We start from the raw sequence: 26,023 nt of genomic DNA on the forward strand, positions 1-26,023 counted from the left end.
CCTGACTAATTCGTAGCACTAGTCAAAGGATTACGTAAAAATAGAGACCGTCAATTTCCCTCGGTAATTAAGCGAATGACAAAGTCGCTTGGTAGTTACGATACGACAGAATCGCTTGGTGATCACACTTACTGGCGGAGCAACTTAACTCATAATTGCCCCACTTTAAGGTAGAGTAAACACTCATTCACACTCTGTTAATGTACATTTGCCCTATAAGAAGTTATCCATTCTTCTGTTGTTGCCCGCTGCGCTGTAATTTTTGAATTGTCGCTGAACTCATACTTCAGAACAATTTTGCGACAGAACCTTTTTTATTTAGAGAGAAGTGAATTCTCATTTACAAAAATCAGATCCTCAATAGTGAACCTGTCGACTTAAGATGAGTCGCCGTTTAAACAGAAGCTTGTTTGATTATTTGATGCGACATATATTGATAATCAAAATGTAAAAGGATTTTCAGTGGAAACAGCAAAGATATGGCAAAGCGAACACTTTTCAGGGATTGAATTGTTGTCCGCTAACTACAACAAATTTGAGTTCGCTAAACATTGGCATGATGAACTTGCTATTGGTTTGATCGAAGAAGGAGCGGAAGGGCTCTTGTATCGCGGTCAAAACATTGTGGTGCCTAAAAATCATATCATCGCTATAAACCCTTCTGAGATTCATACTGGTTACGCAAGTTGTGATGACGGTTGGCGGTATCGTATGTTTTACTTCGACTTACATACAATCTATCAGCAGTTTGAGCAATCAGGGCTTCGCGTCGATCCTATTTTGGATAAACCCGTTATCAACGATCTTGAGTTGTTTGCCGAACTCAAGCAACTGCATTTAGCACTTGAAAATACAAGCTTTGATTTGACTAAAGACACTTTGCTCACGGTGGTGTTAGAGAAGCTATTCTCCCGATATGGTTCGTCGAAATCAAACTGTGGTACTGGTAAGGACGATGATAGAAGTGCATTGTTAACCAGAGAGTATCTGTTGGACAACTGGCATCTCAATGTGTCACTTGAACAACTAGAAGGTGAGACTGGGAGATCTAAGTTTCAGTTAATTCGCGCCTTCAAGCAGGCTTATGGCATCACCCCTCATCAATTTCTACTGTTGGTCAAAGCCCATAAAGCCAAGCAATTATTAGCGTACGGGAATAGCTGCGTCGACACCTCGCTAGCGTGTGGGTTTTATGACCAAAGCCATTTCAATCGTAACTTCAAACGTGCCTTTGGTATAACGCCCAAAAACTACAATCTTCGTTGATTGCAATTTTGTACAAGAGACTTAAAAGCCGATGAAATATCCTCCCTACAAACTGCAGAAGGAGGTAATGCTATGAGTTTGTTTTTTATTTGGTTAGGCGTGATGTTTCCCTTGGTTTTTAGCCCAGGGCCAGCGAACATTATTTTTGCAGCATCAGGTGCGAAGGTGGGCGTTAAGAAATCACTACCGCTTCTGGTTGGCGTGGATCTTGTTTTTATCATCAAGTCACTAATCATTGGTCTTGGGTTAGGTCAAGCTGTTCAGAGTTACCCAAACACAATGAATGTTGTGCAACTTATTGGGGCGGGTTACCTGATTTATTTAGGTATAGCCTTTTTAAAAAACTCAAGTGGCGACTCGCAAAATGAAGATAAAGTATTTGGGTTTGTTGATGGTTTAATCGTTCAGCTTCTTAATAGTAAGGGATGGTTGATGGTCTTTCTGATGTTCTCACTATTTAGCGAGCAAGCTCAGAACACATTTGGCGAACACGGCACTTTAGTCTTGGTTATTTGGCTCGCGATATTGAATGTATCGATGCACTTAGTGTGGATAAAAATGGGCTTTTGGTTGTCTAGAATCAGTAGTAGTGAACACTATGCTAAAGGTTTGAACTTCTTTTATGCGGGATGTTTACTGGTAGTTTCCTTGGGGTTAGTCATTAATAACCCAATCTGGGCTTAAACGAAGGTGCGGACTTAGTCTGCGCCTTTATGGGTTCTGTCGCAAAGTTCCCCCCCCTTTACCAAAAGTGATCTGCACCGTCAATGCTGGACTCCAAATTAAGTGATTTTCCATACTTTTAGTTATTCATAAATTGCTAATTTAGGTGAAGCCCTAACACACATTTGTCCAAAAGTGAGTTGGATGACAAGTGTATATGTGTGTGATCACCAAGGGATTCTGTCGTAATGACTATCAACTTATAGGGAGACCTTAGTTTTTATGACAAGTTTACGCTTGGAAAAGCATCAAAATCAGCCCGATTTACAAAAAATTATGACAACTGCTATAATTGAGGTTCAAAAAGAGAAGTTATTAACCTAACTCACTGTTAAAGATAGAGTTTGTTATAAATCGTCAGAAATTGAGTCCGAAAAAAATTCCAAGGGTAGAAATTTTGGGGTAACGGTTATCACTGATGGAACTGAGAATCAGAAACGACGGTTAAATTAAATCTTCTCGATATATAAGATCACTTCGCCTACTTTAAAACCAAATTTAGACATCTCAGTTTTGTTGAACAAGCGTTTGTCGTCCATCAAGAACATCCAGTCGTCTAATACGACTTCATAGGTGCTGCCGTCGACTTCAATTTCTAAGTCATATTTCCAATATAGAGCAGAACCTAGAGTCTCGCCATAAGCGGTACCGACTACATCATTAGCAGTGCCTGAATAGGTGTTTTCGCCGGTTTTTATTAGGTTCCAAACGCGTGTTGAGCGCTCGCCATCAGCAAAAGAGAACCACTCTTTGATTTCTCCTTTGTCACCGTCCCAAGTCGCGATAAGCTTGACGTCAAAGCGGCGCAGTAAGTCGCCTGAACGATCGAGTACCATACCATAGGCCTTCAGTTCACCATTAAAAAAGGTTTCAAGCTTAAGTTCCGGAGTGGTGTCTACGTGGTTATCTAAACTTGCGGAACCACAGCCTGCTAGCCAAGTCAGCGACAAAATGGCTACCGCGAATTTTATTATTTTTGTTTTTGGATTCATTTGTTCAAACCTAATAGTTGTTTGCGTAGGCCTGGCTCGGATGTGTTTTCAGATAACCAAATCGCTAGAAAGGCTTCACCAAATTGCTTGTCTTGGATGGTGCCTATGGGTTGCTCATCGAAATAGAAGCGACTTACGTTGTCTTCAGCGACACGGATAGTGAGGGTACTTCCTTCTTCAACACTGGGCCACATTGCGTACAAAGGCTTCAACCAACGTTGGATATTGTTGTTGGAGTAACCAAGTTTGCTCCACTGGTCTTTGGTTGCGTCTACAAGGTCTTTGCTGTCAATTGCTCGGTAGTACTCAAGTTTCAAAGCACGCTCAGAGTTAGATGGAGTGGTATAGAACTCTGCAGAATACAAAGTCCAAAACAAGTAACTCATCTCACCTTGACCACGCTTGTTTAAATCATCGACAGCAGAAGCTTTGGCATTTTCGGTAAATAGGAGTGCTGCGCAAATGAGGGTTAAGGTGACTAAGCTAAATAGTCGGTTTCTTGATTGCTCGCTTGTTTGAGTGCGAACGCGACTAACGTTGCTCTCAGATTTGAACGCTTGCGTAGGGTTGTGTGGAAAAGCCATAAGTCACCTCGTTGATGCCATTTTAGGTTGTACTAAGTTGGAGTAGGCGGCCACCAGTAAGGGCAACAAAAACCCCCAACTTATTGCAAGGGCAGCTAACACCGATGCATCTGGCCAAGTAGTAAGAAGGGCGCCTGCTTTGATGCCTCCCCAATAACTACTAGTACCTGCTACGAACCCTATGGCAAACAAGATCACTTTCGAGCATTTTAAAAGCCAATTTAGGCTGTGGTTAAAACTGATTAAAAACATGATCCACAGGCAAACGAGCCACACTGGAAACCACGATTGATTAGCAATTTCAGAGTCGACGGCAAACACGCCGAAGTGAAGTAAGAGGCTATCAAGCAACAGCCCTAATGGTAATAAAACGAGTACTTTCAGATCGCTACTGCGAGTGGGGGAGAGAAGGAAGTGAACGGCCACAATCAGTGGCGTCACGAACGGGGCTTGCGCGGTAAAGAATGCGCTGCAAACCCAGGTCGCTTGAAACAGAACGAGATTAATAATCCAAAACCGTTTCATCTTTTGCTCCAAAGTAACGAGGTTTTCTTGCAACTAGGTGGTGAGTGCTGATCACGCGCTCTAAGAATGCACCTTCACAGTAGCAGAAGTAGAAGATCCACAAGCGTTTGAACTCTTCTGAATACCCTAAAGATTCTAGCTCTTCCCAACTGTTTTCGAACGCGATGTTCCAATCGTTGAGGGTTCGAGCATAGTGCAGACCAATGTCATCAATTTCTTGAACCACAAGATCTGTGCTGGTCGCAAGGTGTTGGGTCATCACTGAAACCGAAGGGAGACAGCCGCCAGGGAAGATGTACTTCTGAATAAAGTCGACGCCTTTGCGATATTTATCGTAACGACTGTCGGCAATAGTGATCGCTTGAATCAGCATTTTTCCCGAAGGCTTTAGCAATGAGGAGCACTTTTCAAAGAATGTCTCTAGATATTCATGTCCGACCGCTTCTATCATCTCGATAGAGACCAACTTGTCGTACTCACCAGAGAGGTTTCGATAATCCTCTTTGAGGAGGGTAATTTTGTCGGTTAAGCCGAGTGCTTTTACTCTCTCTTCTGCGAGAGCGTGTTGAGCATCTGAGATAGTGGTTGTTGTCACTTTGCAGCCGTAATGCTGAGCCATGAATATGGCCAAGCCACCCCAACCAGTACCTATCTCAACCACGCTGTCCGATTCAGACAGCTCTAACCGTTCACAGATAGTCTTCATTTTGTTTTGCTGAGCTTCTGAAAGGGTTAGTGCGTCTTCACGGTATATTGCTGACGAGTATTGCATTGAGTTGTCTAAGAAACGCTCATACAAATCATTGCCGATATCGTAGTGGGCAAGAATATTACGTTTAGAACCCTGCTCGGTGTTGGCATTCTTTCGGCGCAATAATAGGTTTTTGATTCGTGAAATCCATTGTGTTTTATCGTCAAGCTCGTCGAGTTGAGATTGATTTCGAGCCATGATTTGGATCACTTTGGTGAGATCTGGGCTTGTCCATTTGCCGTCAATGTAGGCCTCAGATGCACCAATACTGCCATTGATGACCACATCTCTAAAAAAAGTGGCATCATGAATGACGATTTGACCTTTTAGGTCTGCTTCACGGTCACCGAACACCGAATGTTGGTCTCGCTCAATTATCTCGAGCGTCGCAAATTGTAGACGCTCAAGCACTTTGAATATTAAAGCCCGATATTTACAGTTGCTCGAAACAGCAACGGCTTTAGCTTGTTGCTCAATATTGTTGTTTTGTTTTGCAAGCTGTTCCATGTAAACCTCGCTGAGAACTGGTTCTAATTTTTATCCAACTAAGATTATCTGATGCTCATCTGATTGAGCTAACCAAAGCCTTCTGTTTAGTCGTAATGAAGACGCTTAAGATGTTGAGTCTGGGTGCGTCACAAACGGTACTTTTTTCAGGAATAATTTGAGAGCCTGATAATAAATGCCCATTACGACTTTGATGGTCATCGCTGGGATTTTGAATACCGTTTTTCGAATGTTCGTCTTGGTTACTGACTGCTTTGTCAGTGCTAATGTCGCATCGAAAAGCTTGTCGTCTCGTCGGCTTTCAATGTGGACGAGTGTTCGCTTCGCTGGTGGCTTAATCTTCCAAAAGTAGGTCATGTCTAAATCCATGAACGGCGAAACGTGAAACTCTTTTTTAACCTTCAATTCTTGGTGCATGTCGATCAGGTAGTAATGTCGTTGGCGCCATGGAGTGTTACTCACTTCAGCCAACATAAAGCGACAGTCTCCGGTTTCGTCATAGCAGAAAAAACAGTTAATTGGGCTGAAATAGATACCTAGACAACGGCATTGAGCTAGCATCGTCACACGGTTTGAATCAGACCAAACGCCACCAAGTTGTTGTACTTTGGATGCTATACGTTGCTTAAGTGATTTGGGTTCACTATCGGTGACATTTTCTTTTTTTTCAGCGAGATAATCCGATTCGACAAAGCGAATAGGGTTGTACCATTGAGTCCCGAACAGCGCACTACGCGCTGTGGTTTGGAGTAGCTCATCAAGATCTAACCCCATCATGTAAAGCTCGTAGCTAAACTGGTGTGTGATATCGCCAAAGCGGCGATGTCTGACGTTACCCCAATAGATACCGCTGAGCTCTTCACTCTTTTCTGATGCGATCTCCATTTCGGATGTCAGGGTTTGACTGCTCATAGCGCTGAACTCGTACTCAAATCTAAACCGAAGCGTTTGGTTACATCGAGTGCGCTGTGGACACCATCTTCATGGAACCCGTTATACCAATAAGCACCGGCAAAGTGCGTCTGATTTTTGCCACATATTTGCTCACGCTTGTGCTGAGCTTCTACTGTGTTCGAGTTAAGAACGGGGTGATGATAAACAAAGCTGCGAATGATTTTTTCTGGGTCGATAGCTTCGCTCTGATTCAAGGTCACACAGAAGGTGTCCTGGCTTTCGATGCCTTGCAGGATGTTCATGTTGTAAGTTACACAGGCAGGTCTCTGACTGTTTCCATCCAACATGTAGTTCCAACTTGCCCACGCAAGTTTTCTGTCTGGTAACAATCGGGTATCAGTGTGCAGAACCACTTCATTGCGACTGTACGGAATTTCGCCAAGCACTTGTTGCTCTTGTTCTGTCGCATCGCCGAGTAAACGTAGTGCTTGGTTTGAGTGGCATGCAAAGATAACTTCGTCGAAGTGTTGTGTACCACCGTCTTCGAATTCGATGGTGACGCCTGTTTCTTGGCGAGTCACTTGTTTGATCGATGTGTTTAACGCGACAGGTTTGTTCAGGCGAGAAAGGATGATCTCAACGTAAGAGCGAGAGCCTTTAGGGACTACGTACCATTGAGGGCGATTAGCAATATCTAATAGGCCGTGGTTGTAGAAGAACTGAATGAAGAATTTAAGCTCAAATTCTTCCATCTCTTCTAGACTTGTCGACCAGATAGCTGCGCCCATTGGCAAGATGTAGTGCTGACTGAAAAAGTCTGAAAACTGATTGTCGCGCAGGAAATTACCAAGGGTTACGTCGGGCGTAAATTCGTTACTTTCGAACTGAGCTTTGCACAGCTTGTTGAACTTGAGAATGTCGGAGACTAAAGACCAGAACTGAGGTTTGAAAATGTTACTCCTTTGAGCGAATAACGAATTAATGCTGTGGCCGTTGTATTCAAACTTAGTCGTCGTGTTATGGACACTAAAACTCATCTCAGTGGGTTGCCTTTCGACACCCAATTGTTCTAGCAGTTGGTTAAAGTTTGGGTAGGTTCTATCGTTGAAAACGATGAAGCCCGTATCGATTGAAAACGCCGTGCCTTGGTGTTCAATATCAACCGTGGCGGTGTGACCCCCGACGTAGTCATTTTTTTCGAATACCGTTACGTCGTGGTGCTTATCTAATATGTGTGCGCAAGTCAGCCCAGAAATACCGGAACCTATAATGGCGATTTTCTTCATTGTTATACCATCCTTGAAGCGAGTTTTTGCCAAACTGAAGTTGGAAGCATTCTGAGTAGCTTCATCAACATGATGAATCGTCTTGGAAAATCGATTTCACTCTTTCCTTGAGCAATACCCGTTACGATTCGCTGAGTTGCAGCTTCGCTACTAATAATCATAGGCATAGAGAAAGAGTTTCGCTCGGTAAGTGGTGTCTCAACAAAGCCTGGATGCACAATTGAGACATGAATATTGTGCTCGGCCAGATCAACCGAGAGTGTTCTTCCTAAATACGTCAGTGCCGCCTTTGAAGCGCCATAAGCTTCCGCTCTGGGTAGCGGTAAAAAACTGGCGCTAGAACTTACTAAAACCAAGCGGCCACCGGGCTTGATGTTTTTTAGCCAGGCTTTAAGGGCGTAGCCAATTGAAATTAGATTGATGTTGATGACGCGCTCGAAAAGCTCAGCATCAAAATTCACGGGGTCGTTGATGTATTCACAATCACCCGCATTTAAAATCAGCAGATCGAGCGGCTTGTCTTGGTCGAGCTCTGGGAAGTTGTGGTAATCGGTTAAGTCGAAACAGAGCGGCGTAATGGATGAATGCGCGATGTCTGTCTCGTGAGAATCAACCAAGGCTTGCAGCTTGTCTGGGTTACGGCCGCAAGCAATCACTTGATGCCCTTGCTGAGCATAATCTAGAGCGAGTGATTGGCCGATACCAGAGGTCGCGCCAGTTATCATAATACGCATTATCGGCTCGCTCTTTTTTTGATGGATTTGATCGCGCAGCCTAACACTGGGATGTGTTCATACAACATAGCGCCAACGTCCAGGTAGTCTCTGTGATAGACCACTTGATCATCGAGCATTTTAAGGTGGCTGTGCCCTTGCACTTCGATAGGCTTTTGAGCGTTAAGCTGTTTATGAGCAAACTGCATGGTCCAATAAACCGATGCTTCGTTATTCGCCTCGAAGGCGTGTTCGATATGAAAGTTGCAGCTTGTCACTTGGGTATAAATGTTCTCAAAGTAATGAGTCAACGCATCAATGCCGCTGACGTGATGCAGCGGATCTTGGAATTCAATATCAGAGTGATAAACCGTTTTTAACACGTCGAAATTGTCGGTTCCGAGCTCTTGATACATGTTGAGAAAGTTATTAAGCCAGAGAGAGTTATCCATAATCTTCACTCTAATTATTTGAAAAAGGCTAAGGCTCTCAATCGTGCTTGTTTGTGTTCAACGATGGGTTGCCAGTATTCACTGTCTATTCCGTTTTTCTCGATGTAGTCATGTGGAAAATGCACATGCTTATCAGGAATGTTTTGCAGCTCTGGTATGTACTTACGAATAAAAACGCCTTTTGGATCAAACTTTTCACTCTGCGTGATTGGATTGAAAATTCGAAAGTAGGGTTGAGCATCACAACCAGTACTCGAAGCCCACTGCCAGCCACCATTATTAGCACTAAAATCACCATCGATAAGGTGCGACATAAAGAAACGCTCACCCCAACGCCAATCAATGAGCAGGTGCTTGGTCAGGAAGCTTGCGACCACCATTCTTAATCTGTTGTGCATCCAACCGGTTTCAACCAATTGACGCATTGCCGCATCAACCAATGGGTAGCCGGTTTTACCTTCACACCAAGCTTGGAAGCTAGGGTGATCGTGATACCAATCTAATCCATTGTATTTTTGCTGAAAGTTAGCACCTTTAACCAGTTTAGGATGGTGGAACATCAAATGCTTATAAAAATCTCGCCAAATCAATTCATTGAGCCAAGAAAAAGCAGGCAGCTGAGTATCGAATAGGAGATCAGGTTGTTGTTGAATCAACTGAATCGCTAGCCAGCGCGGACTGACCGCACCAATCGTTAAATACGGCGACAGACCAGAGGTTCCTTTGATCGAAGGAATGTCTCTAAATTTGCCATAATCGTTAACTTTGTTGGCTAAGAAGTTAGGGATCACGCTCTCTAACACGTCTTGGCTTAGTGGCCAGCGCTCTGAATCAATGCGCGGAAAATCAAAATCGTAGTCACTAGAAAATTGAGATGCTGTTAGGTCGCTTGTCTGCTGGTCTTTTTGAAGCTGCGACTGTTGAAGCTGCGTCTGTGGAAGATCTGTTTGCTCGACCGGAGAAGGGCTGCAAATAATACCTTTAACTTGTACTTCCTTTAACCACGCGTTTTTGAAAGGCGTGAAAACTTTGAACATCTCACCTTGTTTGTTTAAAACGCTGCCCAAAGGAAGAATGGTGTCGCAGTCGGTAATTTTGAGTTTGATGCCGCTAGCGATTAAGCGTTTGTCGCGTAATTGCTCATCTACTTCAGGCTCAGAATTCGCGTAAACACACTTGGCATCTAACTGTTTGTATAAATGTGTGAGTTGTGCGGCTTGGTCATCAAAGTCGGTGGCTTTCAAGTGCAACAAATTAATCCCGAATTCAACAAGCTGCAATTCAAGTTGCTTGAGGTGGCGATAAATAAAATCTGCTTTTATTGGTGCGAGATGATGCTGTTGCCATTGTTGCGGGGTTGAGATGAAAACGGCGTTAGTGACACCGTTTTCAACTGCCGCGACGAGCGCTGGGTTATCGTGAATCCGCAGGTCTCGTCTTATCCATAGAATGTCGCTCAATATCCGTATCTCAGCTTAAGTTCTTGAGGGTGAGGGTTTAGGTAAACTTGTGATTCTAGGTACTCGTTTGGATATTCCATCAAATAGTGATTGATCAACGTTAAAGGCACTAATAATGGAACAAGGCCCTCTCGAAATGATGAAATCTGATTGGTAAGCTCTTGCTTATGAGCACTGCTCAATTGCTTCTTAAAGTAACCTTGCAAATGATGCAGAGTATTGGCGTGGCTACCACGGTTCGCGTGGTGAGACAACGCGGTCATCAAACCTTCAATGTATTGTTTTGCCAATTCATCTATTTCGAGATCGTTGCTTGCCAATAATTTCCCAAGGTTCTTATAGCCTTCAATGTGATGACACATCACTAAATACTTGTGCACACTGTGGAACTGAATGAGCTTGTGTTTGGTCACGCCTTCGTCAACAAGGTCGAGCCATTTCTGATAAGTAAAAACACGAGTCATAAAGTTTTCACGCAGAATCGGGTCGTTGAGGCGACCATTTTCTTCGACAGGAAGTAATGGGTTGCCTTCCATCACTTGTTTGGTGAACATGCCTACGCCTGTCGATTCAGAGCCGCGACCGTGGTGATGGTACACTTTTACTCTTTCCATACCGCAGGTTGGGCTTTTTTGACACACAATGAATCCTGCGATGTGCTGGTTGCTCTTTGAGTAGCTTTGTCCAAACTCGATCAGATCATTGGTCACATCACCAGAACCGTCAGGTCTGGAAACGTGAATGATATTGTCTAGCTGACGAACTTGGCGAATGGTTGGGCGAGGTGTTGGAAGACCCACTGCCATCTCTGGGCATACTGGTTCTAGTTCAACATAATCCGCAAGGTCATCTGTACAAAAACGAGAGCGTTTGTGACCTGTATCGAAACGTACCTTATGTCCTGCAACACAAGCACTGATACCTATTTTAATTTTCTTTTCCATTGGCCAACTCCTTTGCTCTTGCTTTGAGCTATTTATTATATTTCAACATTGCTAATCGTACTTACAGAGCCGGGTGTGTTTTAAGTCTCAACACCGTTGATGTTTTAAGCCAGATGTATTTGACGATATACAGGATAACTTCATGCCATCCTGTATATTTATAGCGTGCAACTGGGTTAATAGATATATTTACCGAGTGGATTGAATAACTGGCTAACGCCTTTTGTGAAGTAAAGCGCATCACTTGAAACAGTTAAACAAACACAGCCTTCTTTGGTGGCTGGTTGGTGGGTATGGTCTCCATCTAGCCAAATGAAGTCACCTTTGTTGTAGACACCCATTTCGTCTTCGAAGCTACCCTCTAAAAGAAGCGTAATCTCAAAGCCTTTGTGAGTGTGACAAGGTACCTGCCCATCTTTATCTATATGCAGCAAGCTGGTGTGGTGCGATTCGTCATCGAAATCAAGTCTTGCGCGAGAAATCTTGCCCAAGTTCATCCAGTCTTTTCTGACTATTGAATTGAGCGCTCGAGGAATCGTGAAAGTCGTGTCAGATACCGTCTCTTGTTGCGCTTCAACAACGATTTCAACAGCCTGTGACAAATCCGCCGTGATTTGATTAATAGAATCAAAATCAAACTCTCCGTCGTCGACTAGGAACGCGTCCATTTCGCTATCTGAAAGTTGTAGCCCCGAGGTATCGCTTTCAAAGGCAGAGTCAGCAGCTTGGGCTGTCAGCATGCTGACTTGTTTTTGACAGTGTTCGCAAAGCTCTACATGGCTAGAAACAATCAGAGAGACAGAATCTGCTAAATTTCCATCGACAAAATCTTTCAAGATTGCGGCATTTGGGTGATGTTTAATCATGGTCTTGTTCCCCCATGTGAACTTTTAGTTTAGCGAGTGCGAGTCTTAGACGTGATTTCACAGTTCCAAGCGGGACATCGAGTTGTTGAGCGAGTTGTTCTTGCGATAACTCTTGGAAGTACACACCTTTCACAATGGTTTTCTGAGCGAGAGGCAGCTTCTCTATCTGAGTCATGACGTGACGGCTCATTAGATGATCGCCAAACGGAAGCTGCTCATTTTGTGATTCGGCTACCATGGCGTCTATCGGCCAAATGTCGTCAGCGATCGTTTGTTCTGCTTTGGCTTTTACCTTTCTCAGCATGTCGAAAGCAGCATTTCGCATCACGGTATAGACCCAAGTGGTCGCTGCGCCTTTCTCTTCGTTGTAGAGGTGCGCTTTCTTCCAAACGTTAGTCATCGTGTCTTGAACCAACTCGTTGGCAGCGGCTTCGCCACCCAACTTACTGATGCCGAAACGCTTGATTTTGGGAGCGAAGAATTTGAACAAACAAGTAAATGCCTGTTTATCTCTGTCTGAACCAACCAAAATCAGCCAGCTTGAGAGCTCTGTAGGTACCTTGCTTTCGGTCGGTAATTTATTGTTGGGGATAATGACATGCTCCTTGCCGTTCCCTGTACTTCTGCTTTCCACTTGCATAGTAATTAACCATCATGCGAATTTGAGTGGCATTACGTGGAAGGTGAAGGTCGGGATCACTTTAAATTAAAATAATTTCTACTATACAAAATTATAGTGAATAAAAGTGTTTATTGCCCCGTAATGATTTGATTCAGAAACGGAACTAACGACGGAAAACTAGCGGGCTCTGTGAACTCGGTTTTCTTTTCCAGAGGGATTGGCATCATTTCAAGCAATCGAGCGCATATCCATTGTGGGCTCTCAAAATCGGGTGTTGGATAAAGTGTTCTGATGGAGTCGTGATCTCGAAATAGTTGAGTCAAGAACGCGCTGAATACGTTGGGTACTTTGCATTCTAAGTCTGGCCAATGGGGCAGAGGGCGAAACTGGCTGTGAATCAGACCGTTCTCTGATCGGAAAGGGCAATGAAGTTGTACAAGCTTTTGACCTTCGACGTCTATTTCGAGAATTTGGTCATCAGACATATTAAAGTCAACGATAGTTACTTTGGTTCCCCAAGAACTTAGGTTTTCAGAGTTAGTATCATCTTGGGTGGCGAGAATGAAACCCTCTCCCTGCGCTGCACGAGCAACCATTGCAAGGTACTTGGGCTCAAAAATACGTAATCTTTGACGACCCCCTGGCAAAAGAAAAATGGGGAGGGGAAACACGGCGAGTTCCAGAGAAGACGCTACGGGTGTTTCTGATTCGGCTTCTGTTTGTGTGATCTTCTCAGCTGAATTCTGCACATAGCACTCCTTGGTTCATACATGATTTAGTCTGTACGAGTCTGATTCGTACGTTATTGAAAGATGTATACGCGTGCTTGTTGAAGTTCGATCAATGTGGGGTGATGTTGTTGAACAGGAACTTAGGGAGAAGGAGGCGTCGTTTTTTGTCGCATTTATTCGCAATTTAATTGGTTTAACCTTTTTTAACTTACGTCATTAGGTAATATATGAACAAATAGTAAGCGAATGGATAGCGGCCAAACGATGCTTCTATCTAACGGTCTTCTTTACCTGACATCACATCAAAGGAATGGTCATGATTGTTATCTATGGTATCAAAGAGTGCTTAAACCCAATTAAATTGCAGCTCTCTAATGTTTTGCAGCAATGCTTAAAAAGCGAGATGGGCTTACCTGATGACAAGCGAGCACATAGATTTGTGCCATTGGAAAGAGACGATTTCTTTTACCCTGAAGGAAGAACAGAAGCGTACACTGTCATTGAGATCAATATGATGGAAGGACGAGCGGTGAATACTAAAAAGCGCTTAATTAAGAAAATATTTTCTGAAATAGAAAAGCAGCTGGCTATTTCTCCTATTGATATCGAAATCACCATTAAAGAACAACCATCGCACTGTTGGGGATTCCGTGGGATGACGGGCGATGAAGCCCAAGACCTTAGGTATAAAGTGAAGGTTTAGATCTTCTCCGGTGGTTGGCTCCGCCAGTGTTTATTTACGCGTTTAATTGAGCCTGATTCAACAGTCAGGCTCAAGTGATGATTCTTTCTAGCTTTCATCGCTCTCTTTTAAGTATTGGTGCCAGTTGTCGTTGATGACATCAAAGTGCTCCACGCAAAACTCTTTTCTATCTTTCAAATAGTCGTTTTCCACTTCATCGAGCAAGTTCTTATAGGCTTCAGGGTCACTTCCATAGACTAAACACAGAGTAGAGAAGTAACGCTGGAGATCAAAACTGTGTTCATCGATGTATTCACCTAAATCATAATACTCTGGGCGATCTTCTGACTCGAAAGCAAACATGTCGGCTGCACTTATTGCGGCATCTCCGCCATGTTCTACGTAATTGAGCAGCAATATTGTTGCTAGGTTATCAACGGCATCTTCTTCTTTACCTAATATTGCGATCTTTTGGTCTTCGATGTAGGCGTGTCCTACCTCGTGTAACAGTGTATGCAGCAAGGTATCGATGGCCCCAGTTTGTGCCGATTTCCCGTACTCTTTTTCGTATTGGTTCTTCTCAAAGTAATTGAGTGATTCAGCGTAAAAGCTATAGGGGATGAGTACTTGATGCGTTTGCGGATCGTAGAGTGGGCCTTCATCACCGCCGTATTGAATGGTTAATGGTTTTTCAAACATGAAGAGCTGGTTTGATAGATCAATCATAGTGTCATTGACACCACTGCGTTGAATCTCTTTTTTGACCTGTTGTTCTGCCTTATTTTGAGGCACGGAAAACTCGATCATAAGGTTGCTGGGTAGCGTGTTTTCATTGGATGTTTCACTGGACGCATAAGTTGTGGCAAACACAGATCCAATGGCTAGGCTATAGATAAGTGCTCGTTTCTGCGCGTGTTTCAGAAATGTCATTGTGGATCCCTGTGATTGGTTTCGCATTGGTTGTGCTGCGGTCTTTCTCGTAGTGACACTGGTGAGTGAAATGTCACTTACCGTTGGTTCATATATTCTAGAATGATTACCGAGTAACGAGCGAGTGATAATCAGTTTAGGTTATATTTCATTCTACTGGCTATTTGTCAGATAAATTTCGGTTCAGGTAACCCCTTGTGCTATACTCCGCGCCCCAATCCGAATTGGCTTGCTTAATCTTAGGAAAATATTATGAGTGTTAAAAACGAACTTCAACAAATTAACAACCGTCTAGACAAGTGTCGCAACAAGTTAGCGGCTGCTAAAACTCGTAATGATCGTCCTGTTGTTCGTCAATTTGAAGACGAGATTAAAAAGCTAACCAAGAAAATTGCCCAGCTTAAACACAAAGAAAGCTTTGATGTGAATCAAGAGCGTAAATCGCTGATTGATATGCCATTTAGCCGTGAAATTACAAAAGCTGAGCAAGCGGATATGGGTAAACTGAAAAAGTCTGTAAAAGGATTAGTGATTGTTCACCCAATAACGAAGATTGGTAAAGAACTTCGCATTGAGGTTATGACAGGGTATGCCCCGAAAAAATTCTAATTGCCAGCAATGGTAATAAAAGAGGAGCTAGCAATAGCTCCTTTTTGCTTTTTTAGGTATTCAGAAATAGATTGATCAGCAATATTATTACTGTCGACTTATACTTTCGGGAGGTGATTATGGTCACAAAATCGTCACTCTCCTTTAAAAGTTAACGTGCTACTAACATGGCACTAAGTGGGCGCAGTAATGTGTTCAGTTTTTTCATCTACAATTTCTCACCCATTTTCGTAAATATAGGTAGAGCAGCACACACAATTACAGACAAAACTAGACTCATTAAGGAAGATGAGAACGTAATAAAATAGAGGTTATATGAATCACTTAATTTCAATAGGGCCACTAGAATCTTTCCTAATCGCGATTAGCGTTTTGTTTCTAGGTCATTTTGTTAATGCAAAGCTTCCGGTTCTCAAAAAGTACAATATTCCTGAGCCCATCGTCGGTGGCTTGATCGTCGCTTTTGCTATTACAGCCCTACACTTTAACGGACTTGACCTAGAGTTCTCGTTGCCACTACAGAACACATTCATGTTGATGTTCTTTGCAACTGTTGGCCTTGCTGCTAACTACACCCAATTGATAAAGGGTGGTGCAAAGGTATTTCTGTTCTTAGGGGTAGCCTCGGTTTATATCATTATCCAAAATGGTGTGGGCGTGACGCTAGCAACGGCACTTGGCCTTGAACCTTTGATGGGTTTGATCGCTGGTTCTATCACGCTATCTGGCGGTCACGGTACCGGTGCGGCTTGGTCACAAACCTTCGCAGACACATTTGGTATTGCTAATACCCTAGAGATCGCGATGGCTTCAGCCACATTTGGTTTGATTATTGGCGGTATCATTGGCAGCCCTGTGGCTCAAAAGCTGATTGATAAAAACAAGCTTGAATCTGAATATGGTACTGGCACACAAACGCACGAGCGTTTTCCTGAACTCGTTACTTACAATGAGTATGAAGAAGACAAAGTGACGGCGAAGAAGGTGATTGAAATTTTGTTCATCCTTCTTATCTGTATCACGGGTGCGAAATACCTAGAGCAGTGGGTAGCAACCTTTGAGATTTCTTGGTTGATGATTCCTGACTTCGTTTACGCGTTGTTTATCGGTGTGTTTATCACCAACGTTTTTGAAGTCACTAAGCTGCATAAAACCGACAGCGAAACGGTCGATATTCTTGGTACTGTGTCATTGTCATTGTTTTTAGCCATGGCGCTAATGAGCCTGAAATTGTGGAACATTTTTGATCTTGCGATTCCGTTCTTAGTTATCCTTGGTGTTCAGGCGGTGGTGTTAGGTGTCTTCTCGTACTTTGTTACTTTCAAAGTGATGGGCTCTAACTACGATGCGGCAGTAATGGCTGGCGGTCACTGTGGTTTTGGCTTAGGCGCAACGCCGACAGCGGTAATGAATATGGGCTCTTTGGTGAACCGATTCGGGCCGTCTCCACAAGCGTTCATGGTGGTGCCAATTGTTGGCGCATTCTTCATAGATATCGTTAACCTGATTATCCTACAAGGATACATCTCTTTTATTGGCTAATATGAAATAGCCAATATGATATCTGCTAATACAAAGCAGTTGATACAAAGAAAGCCAGTCGATTGACTGGCTTTTTTATTGCTAGCGTGAAGCTAAGACGTGGCGTTTGGTTATCTAAATGAAAATAACCACTTCAATTTTTCCCGAAATTGAGGCTGTACGTATTGTTTACTCACTCGCTATTTATGACGCTGAACTTACCTGCAACTCTTTCAGTAGAGGAAATGCGGCTTTGATGTGTTCACCAGTGACAATGAAACCCACTAGTTTATTCTCTTCATTGAAGCCTTTCGCAATCATTCCTTTAGGATCAAACCGAGTCTCCCAACTCTGTGCGGTTTGAATATCACGACCTGCCAGTTGAATAGGGTAACTTGGTGTTTTCACCTTAGTAATAATATGCGGTAGATTTAGCTTTCCTTCCCCTGTGGTGAGTTGTTTCGCTAATACGTTAGCTGACAATATAGCGGGTTGTAGGTAAGCCATCACTCGACCTTGAATCTCAGTACAATCCCCAATGGCATAGACATTTTTGATGTTGGTTCTCATGGTTTCGTCAACGAGAATACCTCTATTCACATCAATGTCCGCTTGTTTGGCTAATGCTGTGTTTGGCTTTAACCCTGCTGCGGCGATGACTACATCGGTTTTGATTAATCGAGAAGAGGTCGTTTGTAACCGGACTCCATCAGCAAGGTAAGTCGCATGGCTTACCGTAGCGTCAGTCTCAACAGTTACACCGGCTTTACGAAGCTCTCTCTCCAACTCTAGAGAGACAAAAGGTGGCACCAAACTACTTAATAGGTAACTTGCAGGTTCAATGATCGTAACATTTTTACCCGACGTTTGAAGATCGAAAGCGAGCTCGACTCCAATTAGCCCGCCACCAATAACGGTGATTCGCTTGGCTGCATCGATCTGAGCTTTGTGTTTTTCGAACTCTTCTAAGCTATTTAGCGTAATGGTCGCTCCAGGGTTCAAGCCCTCGGCTGGTGGTATGAAAGGCGTAGCACCTGTCGCCAGTACAAGTTTTGAATACGGGATGACATCGTCACCGGCGACAACGAATTGTTGCTCTGTATTAATCTCGCTTACCCAAACGTTGGTTTTAATGACAACGTTATATTGCTCAGCCAATTGCTGAGCAGTATTGATCGCAAGCTGCTGAGGTGTTTGAGCCTGACTAAACACATGCGAAAGATTGGGTTTACTGTACTCTATGCCTGCATCAGCGGTGACCATAGTGATCGCGATATTTTGGTCAGCTTTACGGAGCATCTTGATGGTTTGTAGGGCAGCAAAACCGCCACCCACAATGACAATATTTTCCATATTACTTCTCCACAAACACTTCTTTACCTAAGTGGCACTCTGGGCAAAGGAAATCATCAGGTACCTGCGCCCAAGGTGTTCCTGGTTCAACTCCTTGGTAAGGTTCGCCCAATTGTGGGTCGTACACCCATTCGCATACTGTGCAACGCCAGCAACTGCAGTCTGCGCTGTGTACTGACTTGTCTTGCGCTTCTTCTGGCTTCTGCTCTGTTGTGTCTTTGAGCTCGGCAGTGGTGTTTGCCGGTGCTGGTGTGGCCTCAATTGGTGTTACATTACGTGATACTTGTTTTGGTACGCTCACTTCATCGGCGTCTACGCGCCATACTTCAGCGAGTGTCATGCCGTAATCGATGCATTGACGTAGTGCGTCCGTGTCTGGTTTCCAGTGGATGTGTTGTGGTGCGCTGACTTCGAAATTGGCTTCATGTAGTCGAGCGTCGATGCGCTTTACTGCGCCTCCCGTCCAGCCTGAAGAGCCAAATGCTGCAGCTCTTTTACCTGCAAAGCGTAAGCCGTGGATCTCTTCTAGTAGTGCAGCGATTTGCGGCATCATCACGTTGTTCATGGTCGATGATCCAACAAGCACACCCTTTGAACGGAAGATATTGGCAAGAATGTCATTCTTGTCGTGCTTAGAGATATTGAAGACCTTGATTGCCGTTTCTGGGCTGCCTTTGCGGATACCCTTAGCGATGGCATCGGCCATCATGCGGGTGTTATTCGACATGGTGTCGTAGACAATGGTGATGCGGTCCTCTTTGTAGGCTTTAGACCACTCGTAATATTGCTCAACGATTTGGGTCGCGTTGTCGCGCCAAATACAGCCATGAGAGGTTGCGATAACATCGATAGGCACACCCAAGCTCAATACTTCTTCGATCTTTGCTTTCACTAAAGGCGCGAAAGGCGTCAAGATGTTCGAGAAGTAACGTAGGCATTGATCATGCAATTCAACTTGGTCTAACTGATCATTGAACAGGTTTTCATCACAGTAGTGCTGACCAAAAGCGTCGTTACTGAACAGAATTTCATCGCCAGTCAGGTAAGTCGCCATTGAATCTGGCCAGTGCAACATCTTCATTTCTACAAAGATAAGCTGTTTACCGTTACCCACGTCAAGTGTGTCACCGGTTTTAACGGTTCTGAAGTTCCAGTCTGGCTGGTGGTGATGACCAACAATTGAGTTAACACCCGCTTCGGTGCAGTAGATCGGTGTGTTTGGAATTTTGGCTAGTAGCGCTGAGAGCGCACCCGAGTGATCTTCTTCAGCGTGTTGACAAATAATGTAGTCGATATCGTTGATGTCGATTTCCATCTCAAGGTTTGCTAAGAATTGCTCAGTAAAGCGGTGGTCAACAGTATCAACTAGAACCGTTTTCTCTTCACGAATCAGGTACGAGTTATAACTTGTACCTTTGTTCATGTGGTATTCCTTACCATGGAAGTGTTCTGTTTCCCAATCGTGGACGCCGACCCAGTGAACATTTGATTTAACGTGAATAGTCATAATGATAATACCTTATTTAAATATCTGAGGTCATCATTGCATTAGCTGTGCCATGTTTTTAACTTGTTGTTTTGCAGGTATTTTGTTTTAGTTTGATAAGTAATCGTGTCATTATGACTTGTGGGTATTTGTACTTGTAATGATACGAATGTGTCGTTATGACTTTATTGGATGTAGATGTAGATGTAGATGTAGATGTAGATGTAGATGTAGATGTAGGCATGGGATGTGGGTAAAGATAGCTGAAACAGTATCTCTACAAATTTGGCTAAGTGATAGGGAAAAATCGGTAGCAGAGATAAAAAAGGCCAGACGAGTGTCTGGCCAAAACAAGGCAGTGTAATTTAACAGTCTAAAGTGCTGTTAAAACTATATTTTTGTAAAACGAAAAAGCGTTTTAAAAATTAAAGCGTTGTAGCTATCAGTACATAATGCATATGCATTGGAGCTATTACAGTGTTGTAACCACTTCATCAAGCGCTAGACGTGCTTTTGGTTTACCGTGGTTATAGTCTTCGCCGTCTTTGTGGTAGCCGATAGCTAGTGCTACATCAACAACGTGACCTTCTAGTTCGTCAGCAAATTCTTCGCCTATCAGAGCTGCGTCTACGCCTTCCATAGGTGTTGAAGCGATGCCAAGACGAGCTAGTGTGTGCAGTGTGTTACCTAGTGCGATGTAAACTTGAGACTTAGTCCAGTTACCGTTAAAACCCGTTTCGTCTGTGTTCATTTCTGCGAATGCGTAAGCACCCAAGAACTGCTCGTACATTTCAGCGGGTAGGTGACCAGAGCTTACTTCTGTGTCAGCACGCTTAGCGAATTTCTCTTTAGTGTACTTAGGATCGTGAGCAAACAAGATCGTATGTGACGCTTCTTTCGCATGTGGTTGGTTAAACTGGAACATGTTCTCGAAAGTATTGTGGAAGCGTTGTTTTGCTGCGTCACTCTCAATGATGATGAATTTCCAAGGCTGAGAGTTGATAGAAGAAGCTGACAAACGAAGTGCTTCTTTGATTACTTCCATGTCTTCCGCAGAGATGCGTTTTTCTGCATCGTATTTTTTAGCTGTGTAGCGAGTGTTTAGGTCTGAAATGATTGGATGAGTCATGTTGAATCCTAATATCTATTAATATAAATGTTGTAGGGTTTAATGTTCGGTAACGTCAACAATAAACGGATAACGCATTTAGGCTGTATATCTATAGAAGAACAGTAAGTCTCTATAAGACCGAACACTTAAATGGCTATCGAACATGCCCCAATAAATCGAGTATCTGCGGTAGCTCAAGTCGATGGGTGTAAGATAATAGAAGATTGGCTCGGGAAAAATAGCGAACACATCAAATCACTATGGAATTTAATGTCCATAATGAGTGATTAAGTGTGATCTTGATGTGCAGTGGAAAGCTAAGATCAGTGACTTAGTACGCCTTTATGCCATGTTGACGCAATAATGGTGGAAGTACGCTATCTAGGTTCGGGATATCTTCCGGTGTCAGTTCGATTAAGCTAAAGCCATGCTCACCGTATATTTCTCTCGTTTCAATGCGTTTTTCTTCAGCGATGGGAGCTGAATCGGTTCCCCAAAACTGGATGTACACCTTGCCACTTGGCAGATAAAAATCACTAATCACTTGTTTGGATATCGGTAGTGGACGTTCGTATGCATGAACGACTCCCGCCATATAAAGCCAGTTATCTATGATCAGCTCTCCTTTTGAACGAACATAGTGCCCATCTAAGGTTCGGTGTTTCGCTTCAAACTTCTGGCGAAAGCTAGAAAACGATACATCAGTAGAATGGCTTTCAGCATCGTGTCCTAAAAACTCGACAACAGATTGCTTTAATCGTTTATTGCGGACTAACGAATCGTGCCACACCACGAATAAGTTCTGAGTCGCTTTATCTTCTCTCTGCTCACCACCGGCCTTCAGTCCCGTTGAGGTGACGTGCCAGCCGTCTTCTTCTTTCTTTATCCAGCCAAGCTCATTGAGCAATAAGTTGATTTTCTTTGCACTGAGCTGAAAGGCACTACCCAACTGAGTCGCGGTTAGCGTTTTTCCTGAGAATGAGTCTAAGTCGATGAGCAGTTTTTCTGGCCATACTATAAAGACACCAAACTTTTTGTGTTCTACATACTCTCCACCAAAGCTTTCTCCACGCTCTGTGAGCACCCAACGTTCTTGTGAGCGCACTATATAGCCAGCAATTTTTAAATCGCTGAACAGAGTTTTAGGTTCAATCCCTTTGTGTTTCGCAAGTGCTGATGTGGAAATCTTGTCTGACATAGTTTTCTCAAATCGCAGAGTGACTGCAGGGTTGGTGTTGAAGGGAAGTTTAGGAAACATCATTTGAACAGATAAATACCATATCACATCTATTAATGCGAACTGCAGATCACTGGTCTATGTTTTTAATAGAGTGCCATGTCTTATTTAAGAATGTTGATTAGGTTCTATTTATGTAATTAAATTACATAAAATAAGCTTAGAACCATACTGATGCATATGGATTGAGCATGATACGGCGTTCCTTTGTACGGTATTTATAGATTCTAGATACTGTTTTTTATTAAGTGTGATTTAAGTCACTATTTATTTTTAAGTATTACAAAAGTAAGTGTGATCTAAATCCACATTGAATGATATTTATTATCGTTTATTTTGCTTTGTAATTTAAATTCATGCTGTTTTTGTGATCCATAATGCCCTTGTTAACCCCAAAGTGTTTTTTGTGTGTGATGTTTGTCACGAAATATGGGGCGAGGTGCATTTTAGAAATGTTGTGATACATTTTAATCGACTTTTGAGTAAACACTTTCGGTCATTTGACCAACCAATACATTACGGGGTTCTACCTATGTTATCACCAGAAGCTAAGATTAAGGTTCAAAACTTTGGTCGTTTCTTATCCAATATGGTAATGCCAAACATCGGCGCATTTATTGCGTGGGGTTTCATTACAGCACTATTTATCCCAACAGGTTGGTGGCCTAACGAAACGTTAGCATCAATGGTTGGTCCTATGATCACATACCTTCTACCGCTATTGATTGGTTACACTGGTGGTAAAATGGTAGGCGGCGACCGTGGTGCGGTTGTTGGCGCGATTACAACGATGGGTGTCATCGTTGGTACTGATATCCCTATGTTCATGGGAGCGATGATTGTCGGCCCTCTAGGTGGTATCGCAATTAAGAAATTCGATGAAGCTGTTCACGGTAAAGTGAAGAGTGGTTTCGAAATGCTAGTGAACAACTTCTCTGCTGGCATCATCGGTATGATCTGCGCAATCATCGCATTCGTTGTGATTGGTCCTGCAGTTAAAGTACTGTCTGGTGCTCTTGCTGCTGGTGTTAACGCGATGGTTGAAGCTGGTGCCCTTCCTTTAGCTTCTATCTTTGTTGAACCTGCGAAAATCCTTTTCCTAAACAACGCAATCAACCACGGTATCTTTTCTCCATTAGGTATCCAGCAATCTGAAGAAATTGGTCGTTCAATTTTCTTCCTAATTGAAGCGAACCCAGGTCCTGGTTTTGGTCTTCTACTTGCTTATATGGTATTTGGTAAAGGTAGTGCGAAACAGTCTGCTGCTGGCGCATCTATCATCCACTTCCTAGGTGGTATCCACGAAATTTACTTCCCTTACGTACTAATGAACCCACGTCTAATTCTTGCTGTTATCGCAGGTGGTATGACAGGTGTATTCACTAACGTAATGTTTGATTCTGGCCTTATCTCTCCAGCATCTCCAGGTTCTATCTTTGCAGTTCTATTGATGACGCCAAAAGGCTCTTACGTTGGTGTTGTTCTTTCTGTTATCGCATCAACCGCAGTGTCTTTCATCGTAGCTTCAATCCTACTTAAGACTGCAGCTCAAGGTGACGACGAAGATTCACTAGAAAAAGCATCAGCGCAAATGAAAGACATGAAAGCGTCTTCTAAAGGTGCGGCATCAGGGGCAAACGTGAACCTAACTGATGTAGAAGCAGTGTACGTAGCGTGTGATGCGGGTATGGGGTCAAGTGCAATGGGTGCCGGTCTACTGCGTAAAAAAGTAGAAGCAGCAGGCCTGAACATTGTGGTAACCAACTACGCAATCAACAATCTACCAGCTGATTCGCAAATTGTTATTACACACAAAGACCTAACAGACCGTGCACGTAAAACCGTACCAGGTGCAATGCATATGTCTCTTAACAACTTCTTAGATGGTGCTGTATACGACCAGTTAGTTGCAGACCTTGTAGAAGCAAAAAGTGGCGAAGCGAAAGCGCCAGTGACTGCAGCCGCTCCTACACAGAAAGGCAACAAACTTGCACTAACTAACGACAGTATCTTCCTTGGCCTTAAAGCTACGCAGAAAGAAGACGCTATCAAGTTTGCTGGCGACCAGTTAGTAAAACTTGGCAACGTGTCACCTGAATACGTAGACGGTATGTTTGCTCGTGAAGAGCTTGTGTCTACTTACTTAGGCGAGTCTATCGCGGTACCACACGGCACAATCGAAGCAAAACAATATGTACAAAAAACCGGCATTGTTTTCTGTCAGTACCCTGAAGGTATTCAGTGGGGTGAAGATGAAGATGATATCGCGAAGATGGTTATCGGTATTGCAGCACAAGGCGATGAACACAACATGGTGTTGATGGCTATTACCAATTCACTTGATGACGAAGAAGCAGTGGAATGCTTACAGAACACAACTAACCCAGATGATGTTCTACGTATTCTAAACGGAAATTAATACGCTCTAGTCAAGCTCCTGAGTGAAGGAGGCCGGTGTCCCCCCACTGGCCTCATTTTCGGTCTTACTCTTTATCGGTTTTAAAGATTCAGTCTGAATAGCTTACTGCTTAATGCTCAGAACGACGATTTCAAGGCATGTTGTTGAGTGGTTAGCTATCTAGATTCAAATATTTATAAGGTCTAAAATTATGAAAGCGTTACATTTTGGTGCAGGTAATATCGGTCGTGGTTTCATTGGTAAGCTTCTTTCTGATGCTGGTATGAAGGTTACGTTTGCAGACGTAAATGAAACGGTTGTTAATGCGTTAATTGAGCGTCAAGAGTACCCAGTAAAGATTGTTGGTGAAGAGTGTGTTGTTGAGATCGTGAAGAACGTAACAGCAGTGAACTCGGCGACAAATGCAGTGGTAGATTGCATTGCTGAGTCTGATCTTGTAACAACAGCGGTAGGCCCAACGGTTCTTAAGATTATCTCTAAATCTATCGCTCAAGGTATTGAAAAACGTGCTGCGGCAGGTAACACAGCTCCAATGAACGTAATCGCGGCAGAAAACATGGTTCGCGGTACTAGCCAATTAAAAGCAGCAGTTTTAGAGCACCTTTCTGATGAAATGAAAGCGTTCACTGAAGAGCACATTGGCTTTGTTGATTCAGCGGTTGACCGTATTGTTCCACCTGCAGAAGCGGGCGAAACAGATCCTCTAGCTGTGACCGTTGAAACGTTCAGCGAGTGGATTGTAGATCAAACACAATTTAAGGGTGAGATTCCAAACATCCCTGGTATGGAATGCACTGATAACCTAATGGCTTTCGTTGAGCGTAAACTGTTTACCCTTAACACTGGTCACTTAGTAACGGCTTACCTTGGTGTTCTTGCTGGCCATGAGACAATCAAAGATTCTATTGAAGACGACGTAATCCGCGCTGAAGTGACGGCAACAATGGAAGAAAGCGGTGCTGTGCTTATTAAGCGTTACGGTTTTGATCCGGAAGCTCACGCAGCCTACATCCAAAAAATCCTTGGTCGTTTTGCAAACCCATTTTTACGTGACGAAGTTGATCGTGTTGGCCGTCAGCCAATCCGTAAACTGAGTCCACAAGACCGCCTAGTTAAGCCATTAAACGGCACATTGGAGTATGGTCTTCCAAACGCTCATCTCGTAAAAGCGATTGCAGCGGCTTTCCATTACAAGAATGAAGATGACCCGCAAGCGGTTGAACTTCAGGCAATGTTTGCAGAAAAAGGGTTCGCTGAGACATTAGCGCATTATTCTGAGCTGAATAGTGACTCAGAAGTTGTTAAACTAGCGGAAGAAGCTTATCTAGCATTGAAATGATAAACCATCAAAGTGCCACA

25 protein-coding genes are annotated in these 26,023 nt (G+C 43.4%); 7 read left to right on the forward strand and 18 right to left on the reverse strand.

The features are described from left to right. The first annotated feature begins 462 nt into the window (after positions 1-462). Together AACW75_RS08490 and AACW75_RS08495 are read left to right on the forward strand one after the other, a co-directional pair. Positions 463-1,266, forward strand: coding sequence for an AraC family transcriptional regulator (locus AACW75_RS08490; protein ID WP_237297706.1), 804 nt, complete (start codon positions 463-465; stop codon positions 1,264-1,266). A 72-nt stretch (positions 1,267-1,338) separates the two neighbouring features. Next, the gene (locus AACW75_RS08495) at positions 1,339-1,950 is read left to right on the forward strand and encodes a LysE family translocator (RefSeq protein ID WP_237297707.1); all 612 of its coding nucleotides are present in this window, start codon (positions 1,339-1,341) and stop codon (positions 1,948-1,950) included. Between the two features lie 488 nt (positions 1,951-2,438). On the opposite strand, the gene AACW75_RS08500 is transcribed toward AACW75_RS08495, so the two are convergent. The 13 genes from AACW75_RS08500 to AACW75_RS08560 form a co-directional block, all read right to left on the reverse strand. After that, positions 2,439-2,981, reverse strand: a complete 543-nt coding sequence (locus AACW75_RS08500; RefSeq protein ID WP_145571325.1) for a DUF3833 domain-containing protein — start codon at positions 2,979-2,981, stop codon at positions 2,439-2,441. Continuing rightward, positions 2,978-3,565 carry a chalcone isomerase family protein gene (locus AACW75_RS08505; protein WP_145571327.1) on the reverse strand — a complete coding sequence of 196 codons (588 nt, stop codon included), beginning with the start codon at positions 3,563-3,565 and terminating at the stop codon, positions 2,978-2,980. The genes AACW75_RS08500 and AACW75_RS08505 overlap by 4 nt, the downstream gene beginning before the upstream one ends. 3 nt (positions 3,566-3,568) lie before the next feature. Further along, a complete protein-coding gene (locus tag AACW75_RS08510; RefSeq protein WP_145571329.1) occupies positions 3,569-4,090 on the reverse strand; it encodes a DUF2878 domain-containing protein in 522 nt (173 codons plus the stop codon). Next, the gene (locus AACW75_RS08515; RefSeq protein WP_145571330.1) at positions 4,068-5,348 is read right to left on the reverse strand and encodes an SAM-dependent methyltransferase; all 1,281 of its coding nucleotides are present in this window, start codon (positions 5,346-5,348) and stop codon (positions 4,068-4,070) included. The genes AACW75_RS08510 and AACW75_RS08515 overlap by 23 nt, the downstream gene beginning before the upstream one ends. A 105-nt stretch (positions 5,349-5,453) precedes the next feature. Continuing rightward, positions 5,454-6,260, reverse strand: coding sequence for a DUF1365 domain-containing protein (locus tag AACW75_RS08520; RefSeq protein WP_145571332.1), 807 nt, complete (start codon positions 6,258-6,260; stop codon positions 5,454-5,456). Further along, a complete protein-coding gene (locus tag AACW75_RS08525) occupies positions 6,257-7,528 on the reverse strand; it encodes an NAD(P)/FAD-dependent oxidoreductase (RefSeq protein WP_145571334.1) in 1,272 nt (423 codons plus the stop codon). The genes AACW75_RS08520 and AACW75_RS08525 overlap by 4 nt, the downstream gene beginning before the upstream one ends. 2 nt (positions 7,529-7,530) lie before the next feature. Further along, complete coding sequence (locus AACW75_RS08530; RefSeq protein WP_145571336.1) at positions 7,531-8,262, reverse strand: SDR family NAD(P)-dependent oxidoreductase; 732 nt, start codon at positions 8,260-8,262, stop codon at positions 7,531-7,533. Further along, a complete protein-coding gene (locus tag AACW75_RS08535; RefSeq protein ID WP_017075546.1) occupies positions 8,262-8,693 on the reverse strand; it encodes a nuclear transport factor 2 family protein in 432 nt (143 codons plus the stop codon). Before AACW75_RS08535 ends, AACW75_RS08530 begins: the two co-directional genes overlap by 1 nt. A gap of 14 nt (positions 8,694-8,707) precedes the next feature. Continuing rightward, on the reverse strand, positions 8,708-10,153 hold the full coding sequence (gene phrB / locus AACW75_RS08540) for a deoxyribodipyrimidine photo-lyase (protein ID WP_145571337.1): 1,446 nt from the start codon (positions 10,151-10,153) through the stop codon (positions 8,708-8,710). Continuing rightward, positions 10,150-11,097 (reverse strand): YbgA family protein, encoded by a 948-nt coding sequence (locus AACW75_RS08545; protein ID WP_017075544.1) that lies wholly within the window; start codon positions 11,095-11,097, stop codon positions 10,150-10,152. The genes phrB and AACW75_RS08545 overlap by 4 nt, the downstream gene beginning before the upstream one ends. A gap of 176 nt (positions 11,098-11,273) precedes the next feature. Beyond that, on the reverse strand, positions 11,274-11,963 hold the full coding sequence (locus tag AACW75_RS08550; protein ID WP_135453999.1) for a ChrR family anti-sigma-E factor: 690 nt from the start codon (positions 11,961-11,963) through the stop codon (positions 11,274-11,276). Beyond that, positions 11,956-12,603 (reverse strand): sigma-70 family RNA polymerase sigma factor, encoded by a 648-nt coding sequence (locus tag AACW75_RS08555; RefSeq protein ID WP_017075542.1) that lies wholly within the window; start codon positions 12,601-12,603, stop codon positions 11,956-11,958. Before AACW75_RS08555 ends, AACW75_RS08550 begins: the two co-directional genes overlap by 8 nt. A gap of 110 nt (positions 12,604-12,713) precedes the next feature. Continuing rightward, positions 12,714-13,334 carry an LON peptidase substrate-binding domain-containing protein gene (locus tag AACW75_RS08560; protein WP_145563267.1) on the reverse strand — a complete coding sequence of 207 codons (621 nt, stop codon included), beginning with the start codon at positions 13,332-13,334 and terminating at the stop codon, positions 12,714-12,716. 298 nt (positions 13,335-13,632) lie between these two features. On the opposite strand from AACW75_RS08560, the gene AACW75_RS08565 reads away from it, so the two are divergent. Further along, positions 13,633-14,019 carry a tautomerase family protein gene (locus AACW75_RS08565; protein ID WP_029225121.1) on the forward strand — a complete coding sequence of 129 codons (387 nt, stop codon included), beginning with the start codon at positions 13,633-13,635 and terminating at the stop codon, positions 14,017-14,019. An 87-nt stretch (positions 14,020-14,106) separates the two neighbouring features. Here AACW75_RS08565 and AACW75_RS08570 read toward each other — a convergent pair whose 3' ends face one another. Then, entirely contained in the window at positions 14,107-14,928 is an 822-nt protein-coding gene (locus AACW75_RS08570; RefSeq protein ID WP_145571339.1) for a DUF4344 domain-containing metallopeptidase, read from the reverse strand. A 252-nt stretch (positions 14,929-15,180) separates the two neighbouring features. On the opposite strand from AACW75_RS08570, the gene AACW75_RS08575 reads away from it, so the two are divergent. Both AACW75_RS08575 and gltS read left to right on the forward strand, forming a co-directional pair. Beyond that, positions 15,181-15,537: a YibL family ribosome-associated protein gene (locus AACW75_RS08575; RefSeq protein WP_017075538.1), complete on the forward strand. Its 357-nt coding sequence runs from the start codon at positions 15,181-15,183 to the stop codon at positions 15,535-15,537. Positions 15,538-15,852: 315 nt separating this feature from the next. Continuing rightward, on the forward strand, positions 15,853-17,079 hold the full coding sequence (gene gltS / locus AACW75_RS08580) for a sodium/glutamate symporter (protein ID WP_017075537.1): 1,227 nt from the start codon (positions 15,853-15,855) through the stop codon (positions 17,077-17,079). Between the two features lie 183 nt (positions 17,080-17,262). On the opposite strand, the gene norW is transcribed toward gltS, so the two are convergent. The 4 genes from norW to AACW75_RS08600 all read right to left on the reverse strand — a co-directional run bounded on the left by norW (position 17,263) and on the right by AACW75_RS08600 (position 22,206). Then, positions 17,263-18,411 carry an NADH:flavorubredoxin reductase NorW gene (gene norW / locus AACW75_RS08585; protein ID WP_145571341.1) on the reverse strand — a complete coding sequence of 383 codons (1,149 nt, stop codon included), beginning with the start codon at positions 18,409-18,411 and terminating at the stop codon, positions 17,263-17,265. A 1-nt stretch (position 18,412) separates the two neighbouring features. After that, positions 18,413-19,918, reverse strand: coding sequence for an anaerobic nitric oxide reductase flavorubredoxin (gene norV / locus AACW75_RS08590; protein ID WP_145571343.1), 1,506 nt, complete (start codon positions 19,916-19,918; stop codon positions 18,413-18,415). Positions 19,919-20,369: 451 nt separating this feature from the next. Next, the gene (locus tag AACW75_RS08595) at positions 20,370-21,026 is read right to left on the reverse strand and encodes an NAD(P)H-dependent oxidoreductase (RefSeq protein ID WP_017075534.1); all 657 of its coding nucleotides are present in this window, start codon (positions 21,024-21,026) and stop codon (positions 20,370-20,372) included. Positions 21,027-21,339: 313 nt separating this feature from the next. Further along, a complete protein-coding gene (locus tag AACW75_RS08600; RefSeq protein ID WP_017075533.1) occupies positions 21,340-22,206 on the reverse strand; it encodes a hypothetical protein in 867 nt (288 codons plus the stop codon). A gap of 571 nt (positions 22,207-22,777) precedes the next feature. Between AACW75_RS08600 and AACW75_RS08605 the strand changes: the two genes are divergently transcribed. Both AACW75_RS08605 and AACW75_RS08610 read left to right on the forward strand, forming a co-directional pair. Continuing rightward, complete coding sequence (locus AACW75_RS08605; RefSeq protein ID WP_054546108.1) at positions 22,778-24,664, forward strand: PTS mannitol transporter subunit IICBA; 1,887 nt, start codon at positions 22,778-22,780, stop codon at positions 24,662-24,664. A gap of 190 nt (positions 24,665-24,854) precedes the next feature. Further along, positions 24,855-26,003, forward strand: a complete 1,149-nt coding sequence (locus AACW75_RS08610) for a mannitol-1-phosphate 5-dehydrogenase (RefSeq protein ID WP_017075531.1) — start codon at positions 24,855-24,857, stop codon at positions 26,001-26,003. Positions 26,004-26,023 lie beyond the last annotated feature (20 nt).

The sequence above is a fragment of the Vibrio sp. L3-7 genome (genome assembly GCF_963898195.1).
In the GTDB taxonomy this organism is placed as follows: domain Bacteria; phylum Pseudomonadota; class Gammaproteobacteria; order Enterobacterales; family Vibrionaceae; genus Vibrio; species Vibrio echinoideorum.